General features: G+C 47.3%; 16 protein-coding genes. All 16 read right to left on the reverse strand.

Going from position 1 to position 16,825, the window contains the following annotated elements; translation table 11 throughout:
- Nucleotides 1-13 precede the first annotated feature (13 nt).
- Nucleotides 14-727 carry a Cthe_2314 family HEPN domain-containing protein gene (locus tag AB4Z29_RS17535; protein WP_441944314.1) on the reverse strand — a complete coding sequence of 238 codons (714 nt, stop codon included), beginning with the start codon at nucleotides 725-727 and terminating at the stop codon, nucleotides 14-16.
- Nucleotides 728-953: 226 nt separating this feature from the next.
- Nucleotides 954-1,886 (reverse strand): COX15/CtaA family protein, encoded by a 933-nt coding sequence (locus AB4Z29_RS17540; protein ID WP_441944315.1) that lies wholly within the window; start codon nucleotides 1,884-1,886, stop codon nucleotides 954-956.
- A gap of 167 nt (nucleotides 1,887-2,053) precedes the next feature.
- A complete protein-coding gene (locus tag AB4Z29_RS17545) occupies nucleotides 2,054-2,395 on the reverse strand; it encodes a thioredoxin family protein (protein WP_441944316.1) in 342 nt (113 codons plus the stop codon).
- Nucleotides 2,396-2,447: 52 nt separating this feature from the next.
- Nucleotides 2,448-4,070, reverse strand: coding sequence for a copper amine oxidase N-terminal domain-containing protein (locus AB4Z29_RS17550; RefSeq protein WP_441944317.1), 1,623 nt, complete (start codon nucleotides 4,068-4,070; stop codon nucleotides 2,448-2,450).
- Nucleotides 4,071-4,405: 335 nt separating this feature from the next.
- Nucleotides 4,406-5,461, reverse strand: coding sequence for a sensor histidine kinase (locus tag AB4Z29_RS17555; protein ID WP_441944355.1), 1,056 nt, complete (start codon nucleotides 5,459-5,461; stop codon nucleotides 4,406-4,408).
- Nucleotides 5,462-5,826: 365 nt separating this feature from the next.
- Nucleotides 5,827-6,525, reverse strand: a complete 699-nt coding sequence (locus AB4Z29_RS17560; protein ID WP_441944318.1) for a response regulator transcription factor — start codon at nucleotides 6,523-6,525, stop codon at nucleotides 5,827-5,829.
- 158 nt (nucleotides 6,526-6,683) lie between these two features.
- Nucleotides 6,684-7,772, reverse strand: coding sequence for an ABC transporter substrate-binding protein (locus AB4Z29_RS17565; protein ID WP_441944319.1), 1,089 nt, complete (start codon nucleotides 7,770-7,772; stop codon nucleotides 6,684-6,686).
- Between the two features lie 89 nt (nucleotides 7,773-7,861).
- A complete protein-coding gene (locus AB4Z29_RS17570) occupies nucleotides 7,862-8,632 on the reverse strand; it encodes an ABC transporter permease (RefSeq protein WP_441944320.1) in 771 nt (256 codons plus the stop codon).
- Entirely contained in the window at nucleotides 8,562-9,404 is an 843-nt protein-coding gene (locus AB4Z29_RS17575; protein ID WP_441944321.1) for an ABC transporter ATP-binding protein, read from the reverse strand. The genes AB4Z29_RS17570 and AB4Z29_RS17575 overlap by 71 nt, the downstream gene beginning before the upstream one ends.
- Nucleotides 9,405-9,675: 271 nt before the next feature.
- The gene (locus AB4Z29_RS17580; RefSeq protein WP_441944322.1) at nucleotides 9,676-10,593 is read right to left on the reverse strand and encodes an MBL fold metallo-hydrolase; all 918 of its coding nucleotides are present in this window, start codon (nucleotides 10,591-10,593) and stop codon (nucleotides 9,676-9,678) included.
- 46 nt (nucleotides 10,594-10,639) lie between these two features.
- Nucleotides 10,640-11,305 (reverse strand): Crp/Fnr family transcriptional regulator, encoded by a 666-nt coding sequence (locus AB4Z29_RS17585; RefSeq protein ID WP_441944323.1) that lies wholly within the window; start codon nucleotides 11,303-11,305, stop codon nucleotides 10,640-10,642.
- Between the two features lie 189 nt (nucleotides 11,306-11,494).
- Nucleotides 11,495-13,129 (reverse strand): putative polysaccharide biosynthesis protein, encoded by a 1,635-nt coding sequence (locus tag AB4Z29_RS17590; protein ID WP_441944324.1) that lies wholly within the window; start codon nucleotides 13,127-13,129, stop codon nucleotides 11,495-11,497.
- Between the two features lie 21 nt (nucleotides 13,130-13,150).
- Nucleotides 13,151-13,876, reverse strand: a complete 726-nt coding sequence (locus AB4Z29_RS17595; protein ID WP_441944325.1) for a ThuA domain-containing protein — start codon at nucleotides 13,874-13,876, stop codon at nucleotides 13,151-13,153.
- A gap of 20 nt (nucleotides 13,877-13,896) precedes the next feature.
- On the reverse strand, nucleotides 13,897-14,379 hold the full coding sequence (locus tag AB4Z29_RS17600) for a DUF456 domain-containing protein (protein ID WP_441944326.1): 483 nt from the start codon (nucleotides 14,377-14,379) through the stop codon (nucleotides 13,897-13,899).
- Between the two features lie 7 nt (nucleotides 14,380-14,386).
- Nucleotides 14,387-15,139, reverse strand: a complete 753-nt coding sequence (locus AB4Z29_RS17605; RefSeq protein WP_183559025.1) for a Cof-type HAD-IIB family hydrolase — start codon at nucleotides 15,137-15,139, stop codon at nucleotides 14,387-14,389.
- A 178-nt stretch (nucleotides 15,140-15,317) separates the two neighbouring features.
- A complete protein-coding gene (locus AB4Z29_RS17610; protein WP_441944327.1) occupies nucleotides 15,318-16,763 on the reverse strand; it encodes an ABC transporter substrate-binding protein in 1,446 nt (481 codons plus the stop codon).
- Nucleotides 16,764-16,825: the final 62 nt, after the last annotated feature.

The raw sequence follows: 16,825 nt of genomic DNA on the forward strand, positions 1-16,825 counted from the left end.
TCCCCCCTCGGGATTATGTGTTCTTCTTCCCCATTAAACCACAAGCATACTTATACGTAAGCAGCAATGACTCCATAGCCAGATACAAGCCCTGTGTCAGCTCAGCGGATTGCTCTGCCACGTTCTCAAGCTTAATTTCTTCCCCGTACATGCGATTGCTTTGGATCAAATCATCCTGCATTTCCGAGTTCATGTAATGAATCTCCGTATTCCTGCGTTTGCGCAGCCTAGTCATCGACTCCTTGTACTTCTCCTTCACATCGTTCAGCTTCCAGGTTAACTCAGGATGTGCTTTCTTCTCCCGCATATTGCGCAATACGGTGAAATAGGAGAAATGTGCTTTAATCCGCTCCGTTCTCATATCCAGCAGTTCATTAAGCAATGTACCCAGCTTGTCGAGAAGGGAAAAGACACGGATAAAGGCGTTTTTATCAAAGTAGATATAACGATTATAATAGATTCTTTCCTCATCTGTCATTTGCTTAAGGGAGGTTGCCTTTACTTTATGTTGGAATTTCAGTGCGACATAGTGGCTTTGCTCCAGCTCGTCCAAAGAAGACCGCAGGCCGAGCGTCCAAATTTCATATTTGCGGAGCTGCTGGGAATCAACGGCTCCTGCTTTTATTTTTTTGGAAAGAATGGCATTAAACTGATCCATATGGCGAAACGTTTCCGCCAGGATGCCCTCCGCTTCTCTCATCGGTTCATCAAACATGAAACGCAGCATGATTGTACAGTCCCTCCACGTGAATTTGACTGCCGCCTGCTCTGAACAGCAATCCGTAAAGCTCTAGATAACAGGCAAACCTGCAAGCGAAATATACGCATCTGCAGGCTTGCTGGATGGGGATCACGGACTGAAGCAGCATTTGCCTACCTTCAGCATGTCCCATATTTAGTTTTCTCTCTCCAGCTTGTCATACGCGTTGGTTCCAAAGAACCGCTATTTAACGCTACAACCCTGTTTTCCCTTCGCGTAACCGCCAAGATCGAACTAATATATCCATTAATAAGCCGAACAAACCAGTCACAATGAGGTTATGGAGCAGGTTCGTGAACAAAAACCAATCTGTATTGGTAATCGTAATTGTCAGCAATGCACCGCTGAAAATTTGAGTAATGACAAGCCCGAGTGTCCATCCAGCGTGCTTCGTTAAGCCTGCTCCGCCTTCGCTGACCTTGCGAATATGAAGGTATAAGCCTGCTAAGCTGATCGCTAACACTAAAGCAGCTACGCGGTGAATGAATACGGCCCCAGTAGCTCCGTTGATTTCCGGTACAATCTCTCCGTTGCATAGGGGCCAGCCCAAACATCCGCCGCCTGATTCGGTGTGCCGAATGAATGCCCCTAAATAAATGACGACATAGCTGTATATCGCTGTCGCAAGCACGCGCGGGAATATCGAACGCGGCACCGTAAACAATTTCGCAGGTCCGTTTTTCACGCGGAACGTCCAAATTACTAGCAGCAGGGTCGCTGCAAAGGCAACTAACGAGATACCGAAATGAATGGCCATAATTGGCGGCGATTGCGGCCACATAACGGCAGCAGCACCCATTAGAGCTTGAATAATCGTAAATAAAAGGGCTCCGCCTGCGTAAAATAAAGGTTCTTTATAACTAGCCTTGTCTTTCCTGAATTTGAGTATGAGGGCAATGACAGTAGCGAGTACAAGTAGACCTTCGAATCCTGTAATTAGCCGATGCGAATATTCGATTAGAGACTCGATCGTATAGGCTGGAACAAACTTACCGTGGCACAAAGGCCAATCATCACCGCAGCCGCGTCCAGAATCCGTATTCGTGACAAGCGCCCCTCCGAGCAGTACAAGAAGCATTCCGATGCACGCGGCGATTGCCAACGCGCGAAAACGCCCGGTTACCATTATGAAATCACCTTATTTCTTGTTTTAATAACAGTTCAATTATAGCTATAAAAAAAAGCAAAAGCCATGTTGAAAATGTGAAACTTCAGCGCACATTCCTCAAAAAAAATGAAAGCCCGCGTTTCAGGGATGGTACATTCCCCCAAAACGCGGACTGGCATTTACTTTTAATTGAGCGCTTCGCTTACTTGTATGGCACGATCAACGAACGACTCAATTTCTTCCCTCGTCTTCCGAAGCTTGCTGACAAATCTGATTATTTCTGAACTGCTGCGAAATGCGATAAAACTTGGAATTCCTAGAATGTTCAGCTCTGAGCAAAGGTCGGGAAGGTCGTCGCGATCCAGCTCAACGAAGCTCACTTTGCCTTCATATTGAAGTTCCAAATCCGGCATGAAGGGATCGATAAAATGGCAATCCGCGCACCAGGTCGTTTTGAATACGGCAATGGTAAGACCTTCACTTGCGACTGCTTCGCGGAAAGCGGCATCTGTCGTTAATTTTCTCATGTTGCACCCCTTAACGTTCTGAATACATTTCAATCGCTCGTTACGTTATCGCTTATACTTCCCGATCAAGCGAGAATACTTTCATGTCATCGCCAAGATCCGTCCAACCAATCTTTGCTTTTAATGCATTGGCCAAATTGCGGGCCGGCACATACGTTACTCCGTCAATAACGGTAACGGGGAATGCCCACTTCACTGTTTTTCCATTAACCACAGCGGAATCGCTGCCATTCTTCAATACAATCGTCGTATTCGTCGCTTCGTCAAACACTTTGAGGCTTTTTGTTTTCTTGTCAGAAGTCAGTACGCCGCCAAGCTGTTCAACCGTAGAGCGAAGCGGAATAATCGTTACATGGCTTGCCGTAATGATTACCGGATTATAATATTCGTCGGAATACCACGTAAGGTTCTGTTTATTCACGTGCAGCTTGTTTTTCAATAGGTCGTAGACGACTGATTTGTCATCAAAAATTTTCAATGCTTGATAGCCTTGCATATCAACAAGCTTTTCAATGGAAAGATCTGATTTGGAAGCAACAGGAGCTTCAGCTTTGACCACGCCATTCACATTCCATGACTCGCTCTCGAATTTCAGGGTAATCCCCTTGATTGGGAGCACGCCGAATTCCGGATCCAAGCTCGGAGCGTATGAAAGCTCGTAAGCCTGCTTGCGGATATCCAGTTTGTTGTCTACGTACATATCAGCTTTGATCGAAAGATTCTTGTTGAATATTTCGTCGAACGTTTCCTGATCCTCTTCTTCAACCAGCTTCAGCTCGCCTTGCAGCTCCGTAAGAAGCTCCGCGATACCTTCGCTTGCTTCCGCAATCAGCTCAGCAGGATCTTCGCTATCGAGTCCGCCTTGATCGAATGGAATCACATCTTCAGCAGCTCCCAAAATTTGCGGATTGCTATTCAGCACCTCAAACACGCCTGCCACCATTTTGTCTAGGCCAGCCCGGTCCGCGATCAACGCATCCACATATTTTTTCACCCATGGCCATATCTCGGTACCGTCAAAATCAACATGGACCTTCATGAGGGAGGTAGAAACGCCGTTAATATTCTCGAACACCGGTTTCACGTCAATGCGTTCTGGGTTCGGAAGATTATGTATGACATAAGAACCCACCGTATCGAGAATCTCATGGCCCAGCGCCGTTGCCGTTGCTTCGTCCAGCTCAGGAGCTGCCGCGTCGGTTGCTGCATCTTCAGGCAAGCCAGACAGGCTAGACAAGCCCGTCAAACCGAGCAAGCCATCGCTTGTCAGATCAATCGCAAAAGGCTGCTTCGCGCCTTCAATCTCCATGATCGCTAGCGTATCGGACATTTTAAGTGAAAACTTCACGCTAGCTGTATCCCCGAATATCAAACTCCCGTTAAAAGAAGCGTTCGAGCTGTCCTGCAGCTTCACATTCTCAAACTGCAGCTTAACGTTCGATACTAGCTTCATAATCGCAATATCCTCTTCGGTAGCACCTTCATAAGCAGTATCATCAAGCTCCAGCTTAAGCTCAACCGACTGTTTGCTCTCGCTTGAAGTTACCTTCAAGGAATTTTTCAGTACAGTATTGAAATCCAAGTTGGAAATGGCTTCACAGCCCGCAACAAAAACAAGTGTAAATGCTAATATGAGAGCAATAAACTTACTAGGTCTTGCAAAGCTTTTTTTCATTCTTTCGTCTCCTTTATGATTGCAAAGTAGCAGGCCTTTTTTACTGATAAACTCCATTTATTGTACAGGAGACTCTATCTAATGTAAATGTATGGAAAGGTCTAATTTTGTCGAATTTGATAGAATCACAGGTTTTTGCAATACATTGTACTTATTACTGCGTACATTCCTTTAACAGCCATCCGACCAGCATTGCGATTGCCACTGCCAATACGATTCCAGTCTGTTTCATCCGATCCAACCCGCATCTCCTCCATCCTGAAGCTAATGGATAGTGTAAGGCAAGGATCTTACCGACTGCTTTCATATAAGCTTATCAAATGCTTAAGGAATGCTTAAGTTACAAGCTTCGCAATCGGAAACCTCGTTTCAAAGCAGGTTTCAGCAGGCGTGCTGCTAACGGAAATCAGCCCGCTATGCGCTTCGACTATACTTCGAGTTATAGCCAGCCCAAGTCCTGTTCCGCCCATCTCAGCCGTTCGAGAGCGATCAGCCCGGTAAAAACGGTCAAAAATATAGGCAATATCCTTAGGGGGGATCGGATCGCCGTAATTAATGAACCTGACGATAGCCTCCTCATCCGTTCTCGTGATCTGAATATCAATAAATTTACCTTTGTGGCCATACTGGATTGCGTTTGCCATAAGGTTGTCGAAGGCTCTTGCGAGCAAATCTCCATCTGCCATAATCACTAAACGCTGCGCTGACGCTTGGATCCGGCAGCTCATATCCGCTTTTTCCAGACTGGGTACGAATTCTTCGGCAAGCTGTGCCGCAAAGCGTGCAATATCAAGCTCTATCAAAGCAAGCGGCATATCGTTGTTCAGCTTCGTATATTCGAATAAATCATCAATTAAGCCCTTCAAGTGCTTAGACTTCTCATATGCGATAGTTACAAAATATCGAAGCTCGACCTCATCCTGATAACGGTCATGCTCGATAAGCTCCAGATAGCCGAGGATGGATGTCAAAGGCGTTCGTAGGTCATGGGATACGCCTGTAATTAGATCATTTTTGGATCGCTCCGCATTCCTCTCTTCTTGAAGCAGCTGATTGAATTGCTGGCCTAACTCATTGATGCTTGTTGCGATTTCACCCAGTTCATCGGACGATTTAACCGGTATCGAATAATCCAGCCTTCCTGCAGCCATTTGCTTCAAGCCATTTCTAATATCCTTCAAATCCGCTATCATCTTGCGGCTCGTCCAGAAAAAAAACGCAAGAAATAATAAACAGCCGAACATGGCTGCGATCGGAGTCGAGCCCATATGATTGACCATCCAGATCAAGATGCGATCATAGGAAGTATATTGAATTAAAGAATATGCCAGCAGATGTCCAGCTATGACGAAAAATATCATCAGAACGAGGCTTTGCAGAAAGGCCGCCATAAAAGTCCAGCGTATTGTGCGGAACAACGGATGGCTCGTAGGGGGATTTAATGCTGCTTTGCTCGCTCCGCCTTGGAACCAAGCCAGCTTTTGTTTAAATAGCTTGATATAACAAACGCCAAAGATCAACACCGCGACAGCCAGCATGATTGGCAATGAGCCAACGTGCTCGATTACCCATTTGAGCGGCTTGTTATAAGGCGGAACCTGAAGCATGAACGCCAGCAGCATTCGGGCAAGCAGCGCTGTAAGCAGGGCAATAGCCAAGCTTGCTGCTGCCCAAGTATAAGTAGGATTCTTTTTCATATGATCACCTGAAGTCAAAGTGTTTCGTCAGCCTGCAGCTGCCGAGGATAGTTGGAAGCTTACAGCGCCTCCATTTTATAGCCGATTCCCCATACTGTTTTTATGTATTTCGGGTTTTGGGTGTCCTTTTCGATTTTTTCTCTTAGTTTGCGAATATGGACCATAACCGTGTTTTTCGAATCCATGAACGGTTCATTCCATGCCTTCTCATAGATTTTGTCCATGCTCAGCACAATGCCGCGATTGACGGCAAGCAGACTTAGAATGGCGAATTCGCGCGGTGTAAGCTTAACCTCTTGGCTATCGACGGTAACCGTGTAGTTAGCCGTATTGATTACCAGCTCATCGATAACCAGTTCATCCTCATTCGGAATCAACCCCGAACGGAACTGCTTTGCTCTTCTGATATGTGATTTGACGCTCGCTAGCAGCACTAGCGGACTAAACGGTTTTGTGACATATTCATCCGCACCTAGGCTGAGTCCGGATATTTTATCTATATCCTGCGTCTTCGCCGACAGCATGATAATGGGAATATGATTTTGCTCACGTATTTTCATGCAAGCCTCAAGACCATCCATTACAGGCATCATCACATCCAAAATAATCAGATCAACCTTATGGCTGTTCAGCATGGCAAGCGCCTCTGCGCCGTTGGACGCTTTCAGCATCGTGAAACCGTCATTTCTGAAATAGATATCCATCAAACTTAATATTTCCTTTTCATCGTCCACCATAAGAATGGTCTCTCTCTCCATCTTTAAGCCCCCTCCATCCAAAGCTAAAATAAATATAGCATGATCTGGCGCTTATGGAAGGATAAAACGGCATAAAAAGAAAAAAGGCTGCACCCAGACGCAGCTTATGCCGCTTCTGGTGCAACCTATAATCTCAATCGCAATTAGAGCATGTTCGTCTATTTGCCACTTTTCACTTCTTCCAACAAGGATAGATCTAGAAACTTGCTTAGATCAAGCGTATCCACTGTAATATCCTTGATATAGCCGGCGTCGATTGAAACCTTAGCCATTTCCTCAATAGCCTCTTGGCTCACATCGGTAGTCAAACGCATATGCGACAACGCTGCTTTGATCAGCTCAATATCAAGACCTTTTCCGCTCAGCTCGCTTAAGCGCTTGTTGATAAGCTCATAAGACTCGTCAGGATTTGCCGCGATGAAATCAATCGCTTCAAGATTAGCTTTAACGGCTGCTTTCGCCAAATCACGATGCTCGCTCAAAAACTTGTCGCTTGCTACCAGAATCACGAGCGGATAGTCGCCGTTGTTTGGCGGAATTTGATCCCAAGGCACGATTACTTTGCCGATTCCTTCTTGCTCGATTTGCGTGCCCCAAGGCTCTGGAATAAGCGTAGCGGCTACTTCGTTCTGACGAAGCGCGACAAGCGTATCTGCCGGTGCACGGGCAACGATTTGTGCTCCTGTTTTGTCCGTCGTAATTTTCACGCCTTCTTGCTCCAACAGCAGGCGAAGCGAAATTTCATTCGTGCTTCCTTTTGTTGGAATGGCCATCGTCTTGCCTACCAGATCTTTAACGGTGCTAACGCCGGAGTCCTTGCCAGCGACAAGAACGGCACCGCCGTTATCCGCACCGGAGATCACGCGGAAATTACTGCTTTTAAGAAATTGGTTCGTAGAAGGACCTGGACCAACATAACCTAGATCAATTTGTCCCGTAGCGATAGCCGTCGAGAAATCCGAACCGTTATCGAAAGCTTGAACTTCAATCGTTACGTGTTCGCCAAGCTGCTTCTGGAAAAACTCCTTCTCCAAAGCGATATATCCTGCTGCATGAGTAACGTTTTTGAAGATGCCTAGCTTAACCGTTACCGGATCTTGCTTCACTGGAGCATCCGCAGGCGCTTGCGTCRCTTCTGCTTCATTACTCGCGGCTGGTGGATTATTGTTCGCAGCGTTGTTGCCTCCGCAGGCACTTAATAACAATACAAATACAAGCGTTAGTATAAGGCTAATCTGTTTTTTCACTTCTTTCTCCTACCCTTCATCATAAACATTGTTTTCTCTTTCTTCTCCAACCAATTCTATCGGAATAGTTAAAATTGTCAATGTTTTTTTTATTTAGATTGATTTTCCAACCCGTAGCGAATAAGCAGCTTGTCCTCCAGCTTTTTGAAGCAGAAATGATCGGACAACGTCCCAAGCACCGCAATAATGATAACGACAGTGAGCATTAACGCTGTATCGCCAAGACCCCTGCCGTCCTGCAGCAGCTGGCCCAGGCCCGCTCCGTTTGCGATCAGCTCCCCGGCAACAAGCGCCCGCCAGGCGAAAGCCCATGCGACGCGAATGCCGGTCATCAGATGCGGAAATGCACCCGGTATTAAAATTTGCGTGAACATCCGCCAGCCCGTGCCGGTGCCAAGCGTCTGTGCTGCTCGAATGTATATCGGAGAAATATTTTTGATCCCCGTTCGCGTTGCGATTGCCATCGTCCAGGTTGCTCCGAGCGCGGTAATGAAAATGACTGATTTATCATTAAACCCGAACCATATAATCGCAAACGGAAGCCAGGCTATACTCGGCACGGTCTGCAAGGCGATCACGACAAAACCAAGCGTGTCGTCTATCATTTTGGATCTCGCAAACATGAAGCCCAGCAATAAGCCTACCGAAATGGAAATGGCAAATGCGATGAGGAGCCTTCGCAGCGAATTCAGAATGGCGTCCAGCAATTGGCCATGTGCAAAACCGTTGTAGAAAGCCTCTACCGTCTGGAACAAGGATGGAAACTTCCATTCCTCCCAGCCGATGATTCTATATGCCGCCTCCCATGCCACCAAAATTGCGATCAGAAACAGTGTTCTTCTTAAGACTGTAGGTGTCATCGCCCATTTCCTCCTTCACTACTTTCTCCAGCTCATCGGCCAGGCATTCCATAATTGATTTCTCTACATGGTGAAGCAGCGGGTCTGAGCTGTCGCGCGGCCTTGCAGCCTGCACAACAAATTCTTTCTTGATCTTGCCCGGACGTGTCGACATGACAAGGACCCTGTCCGACAGCATAACAGCTTCCCTTATATTATGAGTAATGAATAAAATGGTTTTCCCAGTGCGCAGCCAAATATCCTCCAGCTCCTGATGCAGGACTAGTCTCGTCTGTTCATCGAGCGCGGCAAAAGGTTCATCCATCAGCAGAATTTGCGGGTTCATAATAAGCGCGCGAGCAATCGCCGCACGCTGCTTCATGCCGCCGGACAATTCATGAGGATAACGGTCTGCAAATTTGCTCAAATGCACGGCCCTTATTTGCTCCAATGCAAGCTCTGAACGTTCTCTCTTCCCTACACCCTTCTGCTTTAAGCCAAACGCTACATTCTCGAGCACGGTCAACCACGGGAACAACCCATGCTCCTGGAACACAACGACCCTATCCGGTCCAGGTGCCTTGATATCCCCACCATTTAATTTTATCGCACCCTGATAACTCCGATCAAAACCCGCAATCAAATTCAGCACCGTCGATTTCCCGCAGCCAGACGGACCGAGCAGCGATACAAATTCGCCTTCTTTAATTGATAGGCTTATGCTTTCCAAAGCTAGGAAGCTGCTTCCGTCTCGTTGGTTGAACTCCTTGCTGACCTTGTCAATGTCAATCATTAAGCATCCCCCTATTTTTGCTTACAAGTACAGCACATACATTCATTCTCATGCTGCCAATCGGCTTCTGCATATACAAATATATAGTCCATTCTTATTGGAATGATATGAATTGTCAACCCAGATTAAACGAAAATCAATCATTTTGCATTAAGCACAGCTTTCAACACCATTTATTCATCCCTTAAAGGGGCAAAGAGCCGCCACACGGCAGCTCTTTGCATGCTAGCAATACGGATAAACCGCTGTGAATCCCCCGTTACATGGATTGTTAAAGCTCAAATACCATTAAATCACGGCCCATCGTAATTCGGTTCGGATAAATGTCGCTCATCCCTTTCGTATATTCCGCTTCCGCTTCCTCCGTAGGCATAGGTGCCGGAATATGGTGAGTCAATACAAGATGCGGGACCTCCGCTTGCCTTGCGATTTCTGCGACCTGATGCGTCGTTGAGTGGTATTTAGCGGGATTGGACAAGGACTGCGCCTGCTCTGGGAACTTCTCAATCAATTCATCCAGCCATGCTTTATTATAGGACTCGTGGATAAGCAAATCGGCGCCACGGCTGTACTTAACCATATTGGCAACCGGAATCGTATCCCCCGAAATGACGACAGACTTTCCGTTATATTCGATCTTATAGGCAAGCGCCGGATAAACAGGACGATGATCCACCTCGAATGCGGTAATCCGAATGCCTTCCGCATCGTAAACGACGCCTTCATTGTTTTCGAAATAATGAATATTCGCACCTTGATCGGCTGACAAATTATAATGGACGCGAAGATTCGCATCAAAATCAAAGGATTCTCTCATTTTCCCGATAATCTCTTTCGTCGTCGTTGGCCCATATACATTCATAGGCACCGAGCGTCCCTCGAATACACGGTCAGGGAGCACATGCGTGCGCCAGCTCGAAATAAACACATCAAAGAAACCGGAGTTGTGGTCGCTGTGATGATGCGTGAACAGCACGTTCTCAATTCGCTGCGGCATGACGCCTGCTTTTATAAGCTGGTCAACTGTAGCTCCTCCGCAATCTATCAAAAAAGCTTTGCTTCCCGCCAATACCGCGATGCCCGATTTGGCTCTACCGCTAAATGCCCGCGGCGTGCCCGTTCCAAGTAAAATGACCTTTAGATGCTCATGGTAATCTGGCAATAGCTTTTCTTGCTGTTGAATAAACAATGCAAAAACCCCCATTCAGTAGTGGCAAACAGTATAATGTTCATTTCTATAAGTTAAAGAGAAAGCGGCTGGGATCCAAAATAACAATTTTTTTCTTGTCGTACGCGATTAATGCCTTCTCTCGCCACTTGTTCAGCAGCTCCGTCACCGTTTGGCGGCTGCATCCGATGACATATGAAATTTCCTCATGGCTGAGCTGCAGCTGTACCTCGGCAATTCCCTCTTCGCGTTTCCCCATCTGGATGAGAAACCAACCGAGTCGCCAAGCAACCGGCCGGCTGATCAGCGTTTCCACCATATTTTGCGTTTGCAGCAGCCTTCTTGCTGTAATGATCGCCAAGGAATACGAAAAGGCAGGATCCTCTTTGGCCAAAGCCAGAAACTGCCTTGCTTCGAATGTGAGAATTTCGCTGTCCGTTAAGCATTTCGCATACCGTCTGCGCGACACATTCGCAAGAAGCTCCGCATTGCCGAATACTTCGCCCGGATAGCGTAAAAAAAGCGTTATGCCTTGCCCCTCCTGCGAAGATTGCGAAATTTTGATTAATCCCTTTTCCACATAGCAGGCAGCTGCCGGAGGATCGTTCTCCTGAAAAATAAACTCATTTTTTTTAAACAATCGTTTCGTTCCGTATTTATAAAAGGCACGCAAAATGGTTTCATTGTGATGATCAGGCTCAGGGAATCCGTTTTGTGCGCTTATTTCATCCACTTCTCCAACACCTCTCATTTCGCAAGCCGTATTATTCCGACTAATCTGATGTGTTAATAAAAGAATAACATATCCTTTTGTTTAAAAATGTCGGATAGCTGACAAAATCATATTTTCATGCCCATTATCCTATAAAAAACAGGACATGCTCCTTGTTAAGGGACATGTCCTGTCTTCAGCATCCGCAGCTTATACTGCTCTTTTGTAGAAGGGCTTCAGTACAAGCGTCAGCACCTTCCGAAGCGGACCCGGGAATGAGCGGACATCCTCCGGCGTTATCACCCGAAGCGCTGCCAGCATAATGAGGTAAAGGCCGCCTACTATAATAGATGTAACCGCCGCTGCGAAAAAGTATGACACTTTGTTCGCCCATGCATCCGTTATATGCAGCACGAGGTATTCAGTCCCCCAGCCTGCAAGCGCAGGCACCGCGATTGCGGCGAGGTATGCAAACCATTTGTTGCCTAGAATGTTCAGGTTAATCTCTTTGTTAATCGTTTTTACGTTAAGTAGCGTAATTACTATGAAACAAATCGATGATCCGATAATAAGTCCGTAAACTCCAAGGAACGGCGCTAGCGCCAAGCTGCAGACGACCTTCAGGCCAAGCCCGATAAAGGTATGGTACATGGGCTGCTTCGGCTTGTTCAAGCCGTAGAGAATCGAGTTCGATATCATCATCGTAATTTGAAAAATCGCGCCAGCTGTCAGTAGAGCAACCGTATCGTAGCCGCTCGGGCTTTTGAATAGTAGTCCCGTTACCGAATAGGAAGCAACAGTAAGCAGCAGTGCAACCGGAACACCGGTGAAAAATACGATTCGCATCACAAGCGAGGATTGCCGCTGTACTTCCTCCATGTTCTTCAAGGCATAGGCCGAAGAAATGACCGGAATGATCGAAGCGCCAAGCGCGATAGCCAGAATGGGCGGAATACCTGCGATTCCCATCGCTCTATTCGTATACTCTGCCAGTACTTTTATTGCCGTATCATGGTTGTAGAATGCCGTTGTCAGCCTCATGAAAAACGACTGGTCGAAGAAATAGACAAACTGAACGGTCATTGCTGTTACGACAGCTGCGATAGAGGTTCTGAATATTTCCCGGTAAATCGTACGGAACGGCAGCTTGGAGCTTGGCTTCTCTGCCTTGTCTGTTGCTATCGTGCTCTCTTCATCTCGATCCTGCTTCTTCAGCTTTCTCGCAAACCACATCATAACCGAAAACGCGCCAATGCTTCCAAGAACGGAACCAAACGCCACTGCCGCTGCGCCGTACTTATCTCCCCAGCCTAAGCCGAGTACGATAAAGGCTAGTCCTATACCGCCGATGAGCCGCAATATTTGCTCCATAATTTGCGAGATGCCGCCCGCGGCCATAATTTGCCTGCCTTGAAAATAACCGCGCATCATCGCGATAATCGGAAACAGCAGCAGCGCAGGCGCTATCGCTTGAAGCGATACGGCGGAATCCGGGACTCGCGACAGCCGTTCATAAACAGGCGCAAGAACGAACATGGCGGTTGCGAGCAGCAAGCCGGTCACGGCGCCGAACATTAAAGCGGCTTGGTAGATCCGTTTCGCCTCGTCGGGCCTGCCGAGCGCATAACGCTGTGAGATCATCTTGCTAATCGATAAAGGTATGCCGCCCGTCGCGATCGTCAACAGCAATAAATAAATCGTATTCGCGGAGTTGAACGCTGCCTGCCCGATCGAACCAAGCATGTAATCGAGCGGTATGCGCTGGAACAAGCCTAAGAAACGGACAACCAGCGCAGCTGCAGCTAGAATAATAGTGCCTTTTAGTAAAGAGTCTTTTTTTAACATGATGGTGTTTCGAAGTCTCCCCTATCCTTTATTGCCAATTGGCTCTAGCGGCTGATGGTTGCCGCGAACCGGCACCGCTGCGTGTGATGGTGCTGCCCAGCGCACGCCATTCTGAATGACCTGCAAAATTTGCGGGTTATAGTAAGTCGGGTACGTCTCATGGCCTGGGCGGAAGTAGAAGATTTTGCCTTGTCCCCTGTTAAAGGTACAACCGCTGCGGAACACTTCGCCCCCCTCGAACCAGCTCACGAATACGAGCTCATCCGGCGCAGGGATATCAAAGTGCTCACCGTACATCTCCTCATGCTCCAGCGTAATATGCTCGGGTAAGCCGGATGCAATTGGATGCGCTGGGTTTACGACCCATAACCGCTCCTTCTCGCCTGCTTCGCGCCATTTCAGATCGCAGCTCGTACCCATCAGCTTTTTGAAAATTTTCGAGAAATGGCCCGAGTGGAGCACGATTAAACCCATGCCTTCCCATACGCGCTGCTGGACACGCTCTACGATCGCACCGTCAACCTGGTCATGGCCCATATGTCCCCACCAGATTAGTACATCCGTATTCGCCAGTCGTTCGACTGTAAGACCATGCTCCGGCTCCTCAAGCGTTGCCGTTGCCACTTCAAAGTCATCGTTTGCAATGCCCTTGGCAAGCGCCTTATGGATGCCATCCGGATATACGTTCTTTACTTCCTCATGGATTTTCTCGTGCAGGAATTCATTCCATACGGTTACTTTAATCATCGTCAGTTCCACCTTATCCATTAGAATACGAGCCAAAGGACAAACAAAACAATCATCGCGAGCTGTAAAATAAATTTCACGACTACGCTGCTGAAAAGGCCAACTACGGAACCGAGTCCAACCTTGAGCGCTTTATCAAAGCGTGTTCCGATAATCATTTCGCCAATAACGGCACCTGCAAACGGCCCGATAACAAGGCCAAACGCCGGAATAACAAAAGGACCGAATATGAGTCCGATCGTGCTGCCGATTACCGAGGCGCGCGAGCCTCCGAAGCGTTTGACGCCCCAAGCGCTAACCGCGTAATCCGCTACGAACAGTACGACTACGATAATGGTTTGGATCAACCAGAACCAAACGCCGAATTCACTGAAGGAGAAGAACCATCCATAAATAAAAAATGCGCCGTAAATAGCAAGCGCTCCCGGCAGGATGGGATAGATGGCTCCGGCCATGCCGACAACGAACAATATGATTACTAATGTCCAGCCTAAAATATCCATTCGATACTCATCCTTTCATAATGTATCGTTTAATAACCTCCGCAACCCCATGCTTATTATTCGTAAAAGTAATGAAATCCGCAGCTTCCTTCACAGCTTCCTGTGCATTGCCCATCGCTACGCCAAGGCCAGCCTCGCGAATGGCCGCGATATCGTTCAAGCTGTCGCCCACTGCGATAACTTGCGACATCTCGATATCAAGCAGGCCGCAAAGCTCCTGCAAAGCGCTTGCTTTGGACACGCCAAGCGGATTCAGCTCCAGATTCCAAGGAGAAGAATTCGTAATTTCGAGTGCTCCCCAGCTCTGAACCTCGGCTAGAATTTTTTCGCGAATGCTGTCATCCTCAGTGTAATAGCCGAACTTCAGCCAATGATGGGCTGCGTAGTCATCAGCGGGAGAAATCCATTTCTCTTTGTTGAATATATCGTCGGCCGTATAGGCCCAGAACCATGGCTCGCCGTGTGAGAGTGCAAGTTCATGCATTCTTTGTACATAGACATGGCTCAAATGCGTCCGTTTGTGCAGAACATGGGGGCGATGCCAAATTTCGCTGCCATTGACGGTAATCATCGGCGTCTCCAGCTTCAGCTGCTCCGCGTAAGGGAGCGCGCTCCGAAAGCCGCGTCCAGTTGAGAAGCTGACAATCACGCCAGCATCCAGAGCTTTCTGAATCCATTCCGCATTTTCAGCGCTTATTTCACTTTGCTCGTTGAGGAGCGTACCATCCATATCGAGCGCTAACAGTTTATAATCTCCCAAGTTGTATTCCTCCTCGTAAATGCCGTTCCTTGATGTAACCTACTAGTAAATTATTTTAGCACATTTGCAGCAGATTCCAAACGATAGACATTCATTCCTATCCACAAGGAGTATCGGAAATAAAAACAGCTTCCGCGCGAGCGCGAAAGCATGCTTCTTCTCCATAAACGGCTAATCGTTATTCAACAATCGAGTCCACTTGCTCCTCGGTCGTTACTTCTTTCGTCGCAGGCTCAACTTTATTCACTGGCGCTTCCTTCAAAAGCATTTCCTGGCCTTTGACCTGCAAAATGTCGAGCGCTTCATTAATCGTCTGTTTGTCATCCTTCACCTTCTGAAACTCCTGCTGGGTCGCCGCCCTAAATTCACCCCAGAAGGTTTCCGGAAGCTTGTCGTAATCACGATAGCTGTTGAAGGAGCTTGGTTTTAAACGATAGAATGCCGCATAATTACGTCCTTCTGTATCCGATATGTATTTCGTGCGAACGGGCAAACCATTGTAATTGTTCGATTTGGACTTCACTCTCGCGTACTCGTCGCTCGTAATATAGTGGAGAAACTCCCACGCCGTTTCCTTATTTGGTGATTCCGCACGAATGGCAAAAAGGTTCTGAAAGGAAATCATATTCGATTGGTCCGGATTTTGCTGCCCTACCGGGACCGTTACAAGATCCCAATTTTTTATGATTTTGTCTTTGACCTGCTCGTTCTCGCTTGCCTGCTTGATTTGGTTAATATAATGACTGTCTCCTATAGCAAGCGCCAACCGTCCGGACAAGAATGGATCCCTCAGCAAATAATCCTCGTACGTCTGCGACGTATTCGACTCCTCGTTATCCATGCTCTCGAAATACAGCGCATTAGAGCCGATTGCGTCCAGTGCCGTCTGAGCCGCATTCTTCCACGAATCGGTATTGATCGTCATCTCTTTCTTCGAAGCATTGACATAGCTAATGCCATCGGCAGATGCCAGCGTGCTTGCCAGCTCGAATAAGTCTTCGTTGTAGCCCATTTTCAGGCCGTAGACACGCTCCTTCCGGTCTCCTTCGGTAGGAAATTGGCGTGCCAGCTGAATCACCTCGTTCCAGCTCATGCGATCCGTCGGATATGTAATCTTGTACTGGTCGAACAGGTCCTTATTGTAGAACATAACCTGGCTGTAGAAATTCGGTGCAATGCCGAACAGCTGCCCTCCGCCGAGCTCACGCAAATAATCGAGCATACCGGGAATTAATCCTTCCGTATCATACTTCTCCTTCTCCATGACAGCATCCAGATCATAGAGCTTGCCGTCTTGCGCCAGATTCTTGAATTTCTCAGGGTCAAGCAGTAGAAGATCAGGCTGCTTCTCTTCGATAAACTTATCGTAAGCAGCTTCAAAGTCCTTTTGTTCCCCTGAATATATGGATTGTGTAGATACGACTTCAATTTCTACATTCGGGTACAAAGCCGAGAAAACCATGCCGTAATCTTGAAAAAAGGCACCTTCATCGTAATACATCACCTTAAGCACAGCTGCCTCATCCTTGCTCTGCCCCTCGTCATTCCCGCCAAAGCTGCATCCTGATAAAATAAGAGCAAAAGCTGCGAACGGGATTGCGAATTTCGACCAAACCTTCATCATTAACTTCTCTCCCTACCATTATCCTAATATGTTCCAAATATAGTACGATAGTTACTGGGTAA

Origin of the sequence: Paenibacillus sp. 2TAB23, assembly GCF_052115165.1 — a bacterium.
Lineage (GTDB): Bacteria > Bacillota > Bacilli > Paenibacillales > Paenibacillaceae > Pristimantibacillus.

What these genes read in the sequence shown, in the direction of transcription:
- AB4Z29_RS17575 (WP_441944321.1), bottom strand. Translation starts at nt 9,404, where the DNA reads ATGATTGACATTGACAAGGTCAGCAAGGAGTTCAACCAACGAGACGGA.
- AB4Z29_RS17610 (WP_441944327.1), bottom strand. Translation starts at nt 16,763, where the DNA reads ATGATGAAGGTTTGGTCGAAATTCGCAATCCCGTTCGCAGCTTTTGCT.
- AB4Z29_RS17590 (WP_441944324.1), bottom strand. Translation starts at nt 13,129, where the DNA reads ATGTTAAAAAAAGACTCTTTACTAAAAGGCACTATTATTCTAGCTGCA.
- AB4Z29_RS17595 (WP_441944325.1), bottom strand. Translation starts at nt 13,876, where the DNA reads ATGATTAAAGTAACCGTATGGAATGAATTCCTGCACGAGAAAATCCAT.
- AB4Z29_RS17545 (WP_441944316.1), bottom strand. Translation starts at nt 2,395, where the DNA reads ATGAGAAAATTAACGACAGATGCCGCTTTCCGCGAAGCAGTCGCAAGT.
- AB4Z29_RS17550 (WP_441944317.1), bottom strand. Translation starts at nt 4,070, where the DNA reads ATGAAAAAAAGCTTTGCAAGACCTAGTAAGTTTATTGCTCTCATATTA.
- AB4Z29_RS17535 (WP_441944314.1), bottom strand. Translation starts at nt 727, where the DNA reads ATGCTGCGTTTCATGTTTGATGAACCGATGAGAGAAGCGGAGGGCATC.
- AB4Z29_RS17570 (WP_441944320.1), bottom strand. Translation starts at nt 8,632, where the DNA reads ATGACACCTACAGTCTTAAGAAGAACACTGTTTCTGATCGCAATTTTG.
- AB4Z29_RS17540 (WP_441944315.1), bottom strand. Translation starts at nt 1,886, where the DNA reads ATGGTAACCGGGCGTTTTCGCGCGTTGGCAATCGCCGCGTGCATCGGA.
- AB4Z29_RS17555 (WP_441944355.1), bottom strand. Translation starts at nt 5,461, where the DNA reads ATGGCGGCCTTTCTGCAAAGCCTCGTTCTGATGATATTTTTCGTCATA.
- AB4Z29_RS17560 (WP_441944318.1), bottom strand. Translation starts at nt 6,525, where the DNA reads ATGGAGAGAGAGACCATTCTTATGGTGGACGATGAAAAGGAAATATTA.
- AB4Z29_RS17600 (WP_441944326.1), bottom strand. Translation starts at nt 14,379, where the DNA reads ATGGATATTTTAGGCTGGACATTAGTAATCATATTGTTCGTTGTCGGC.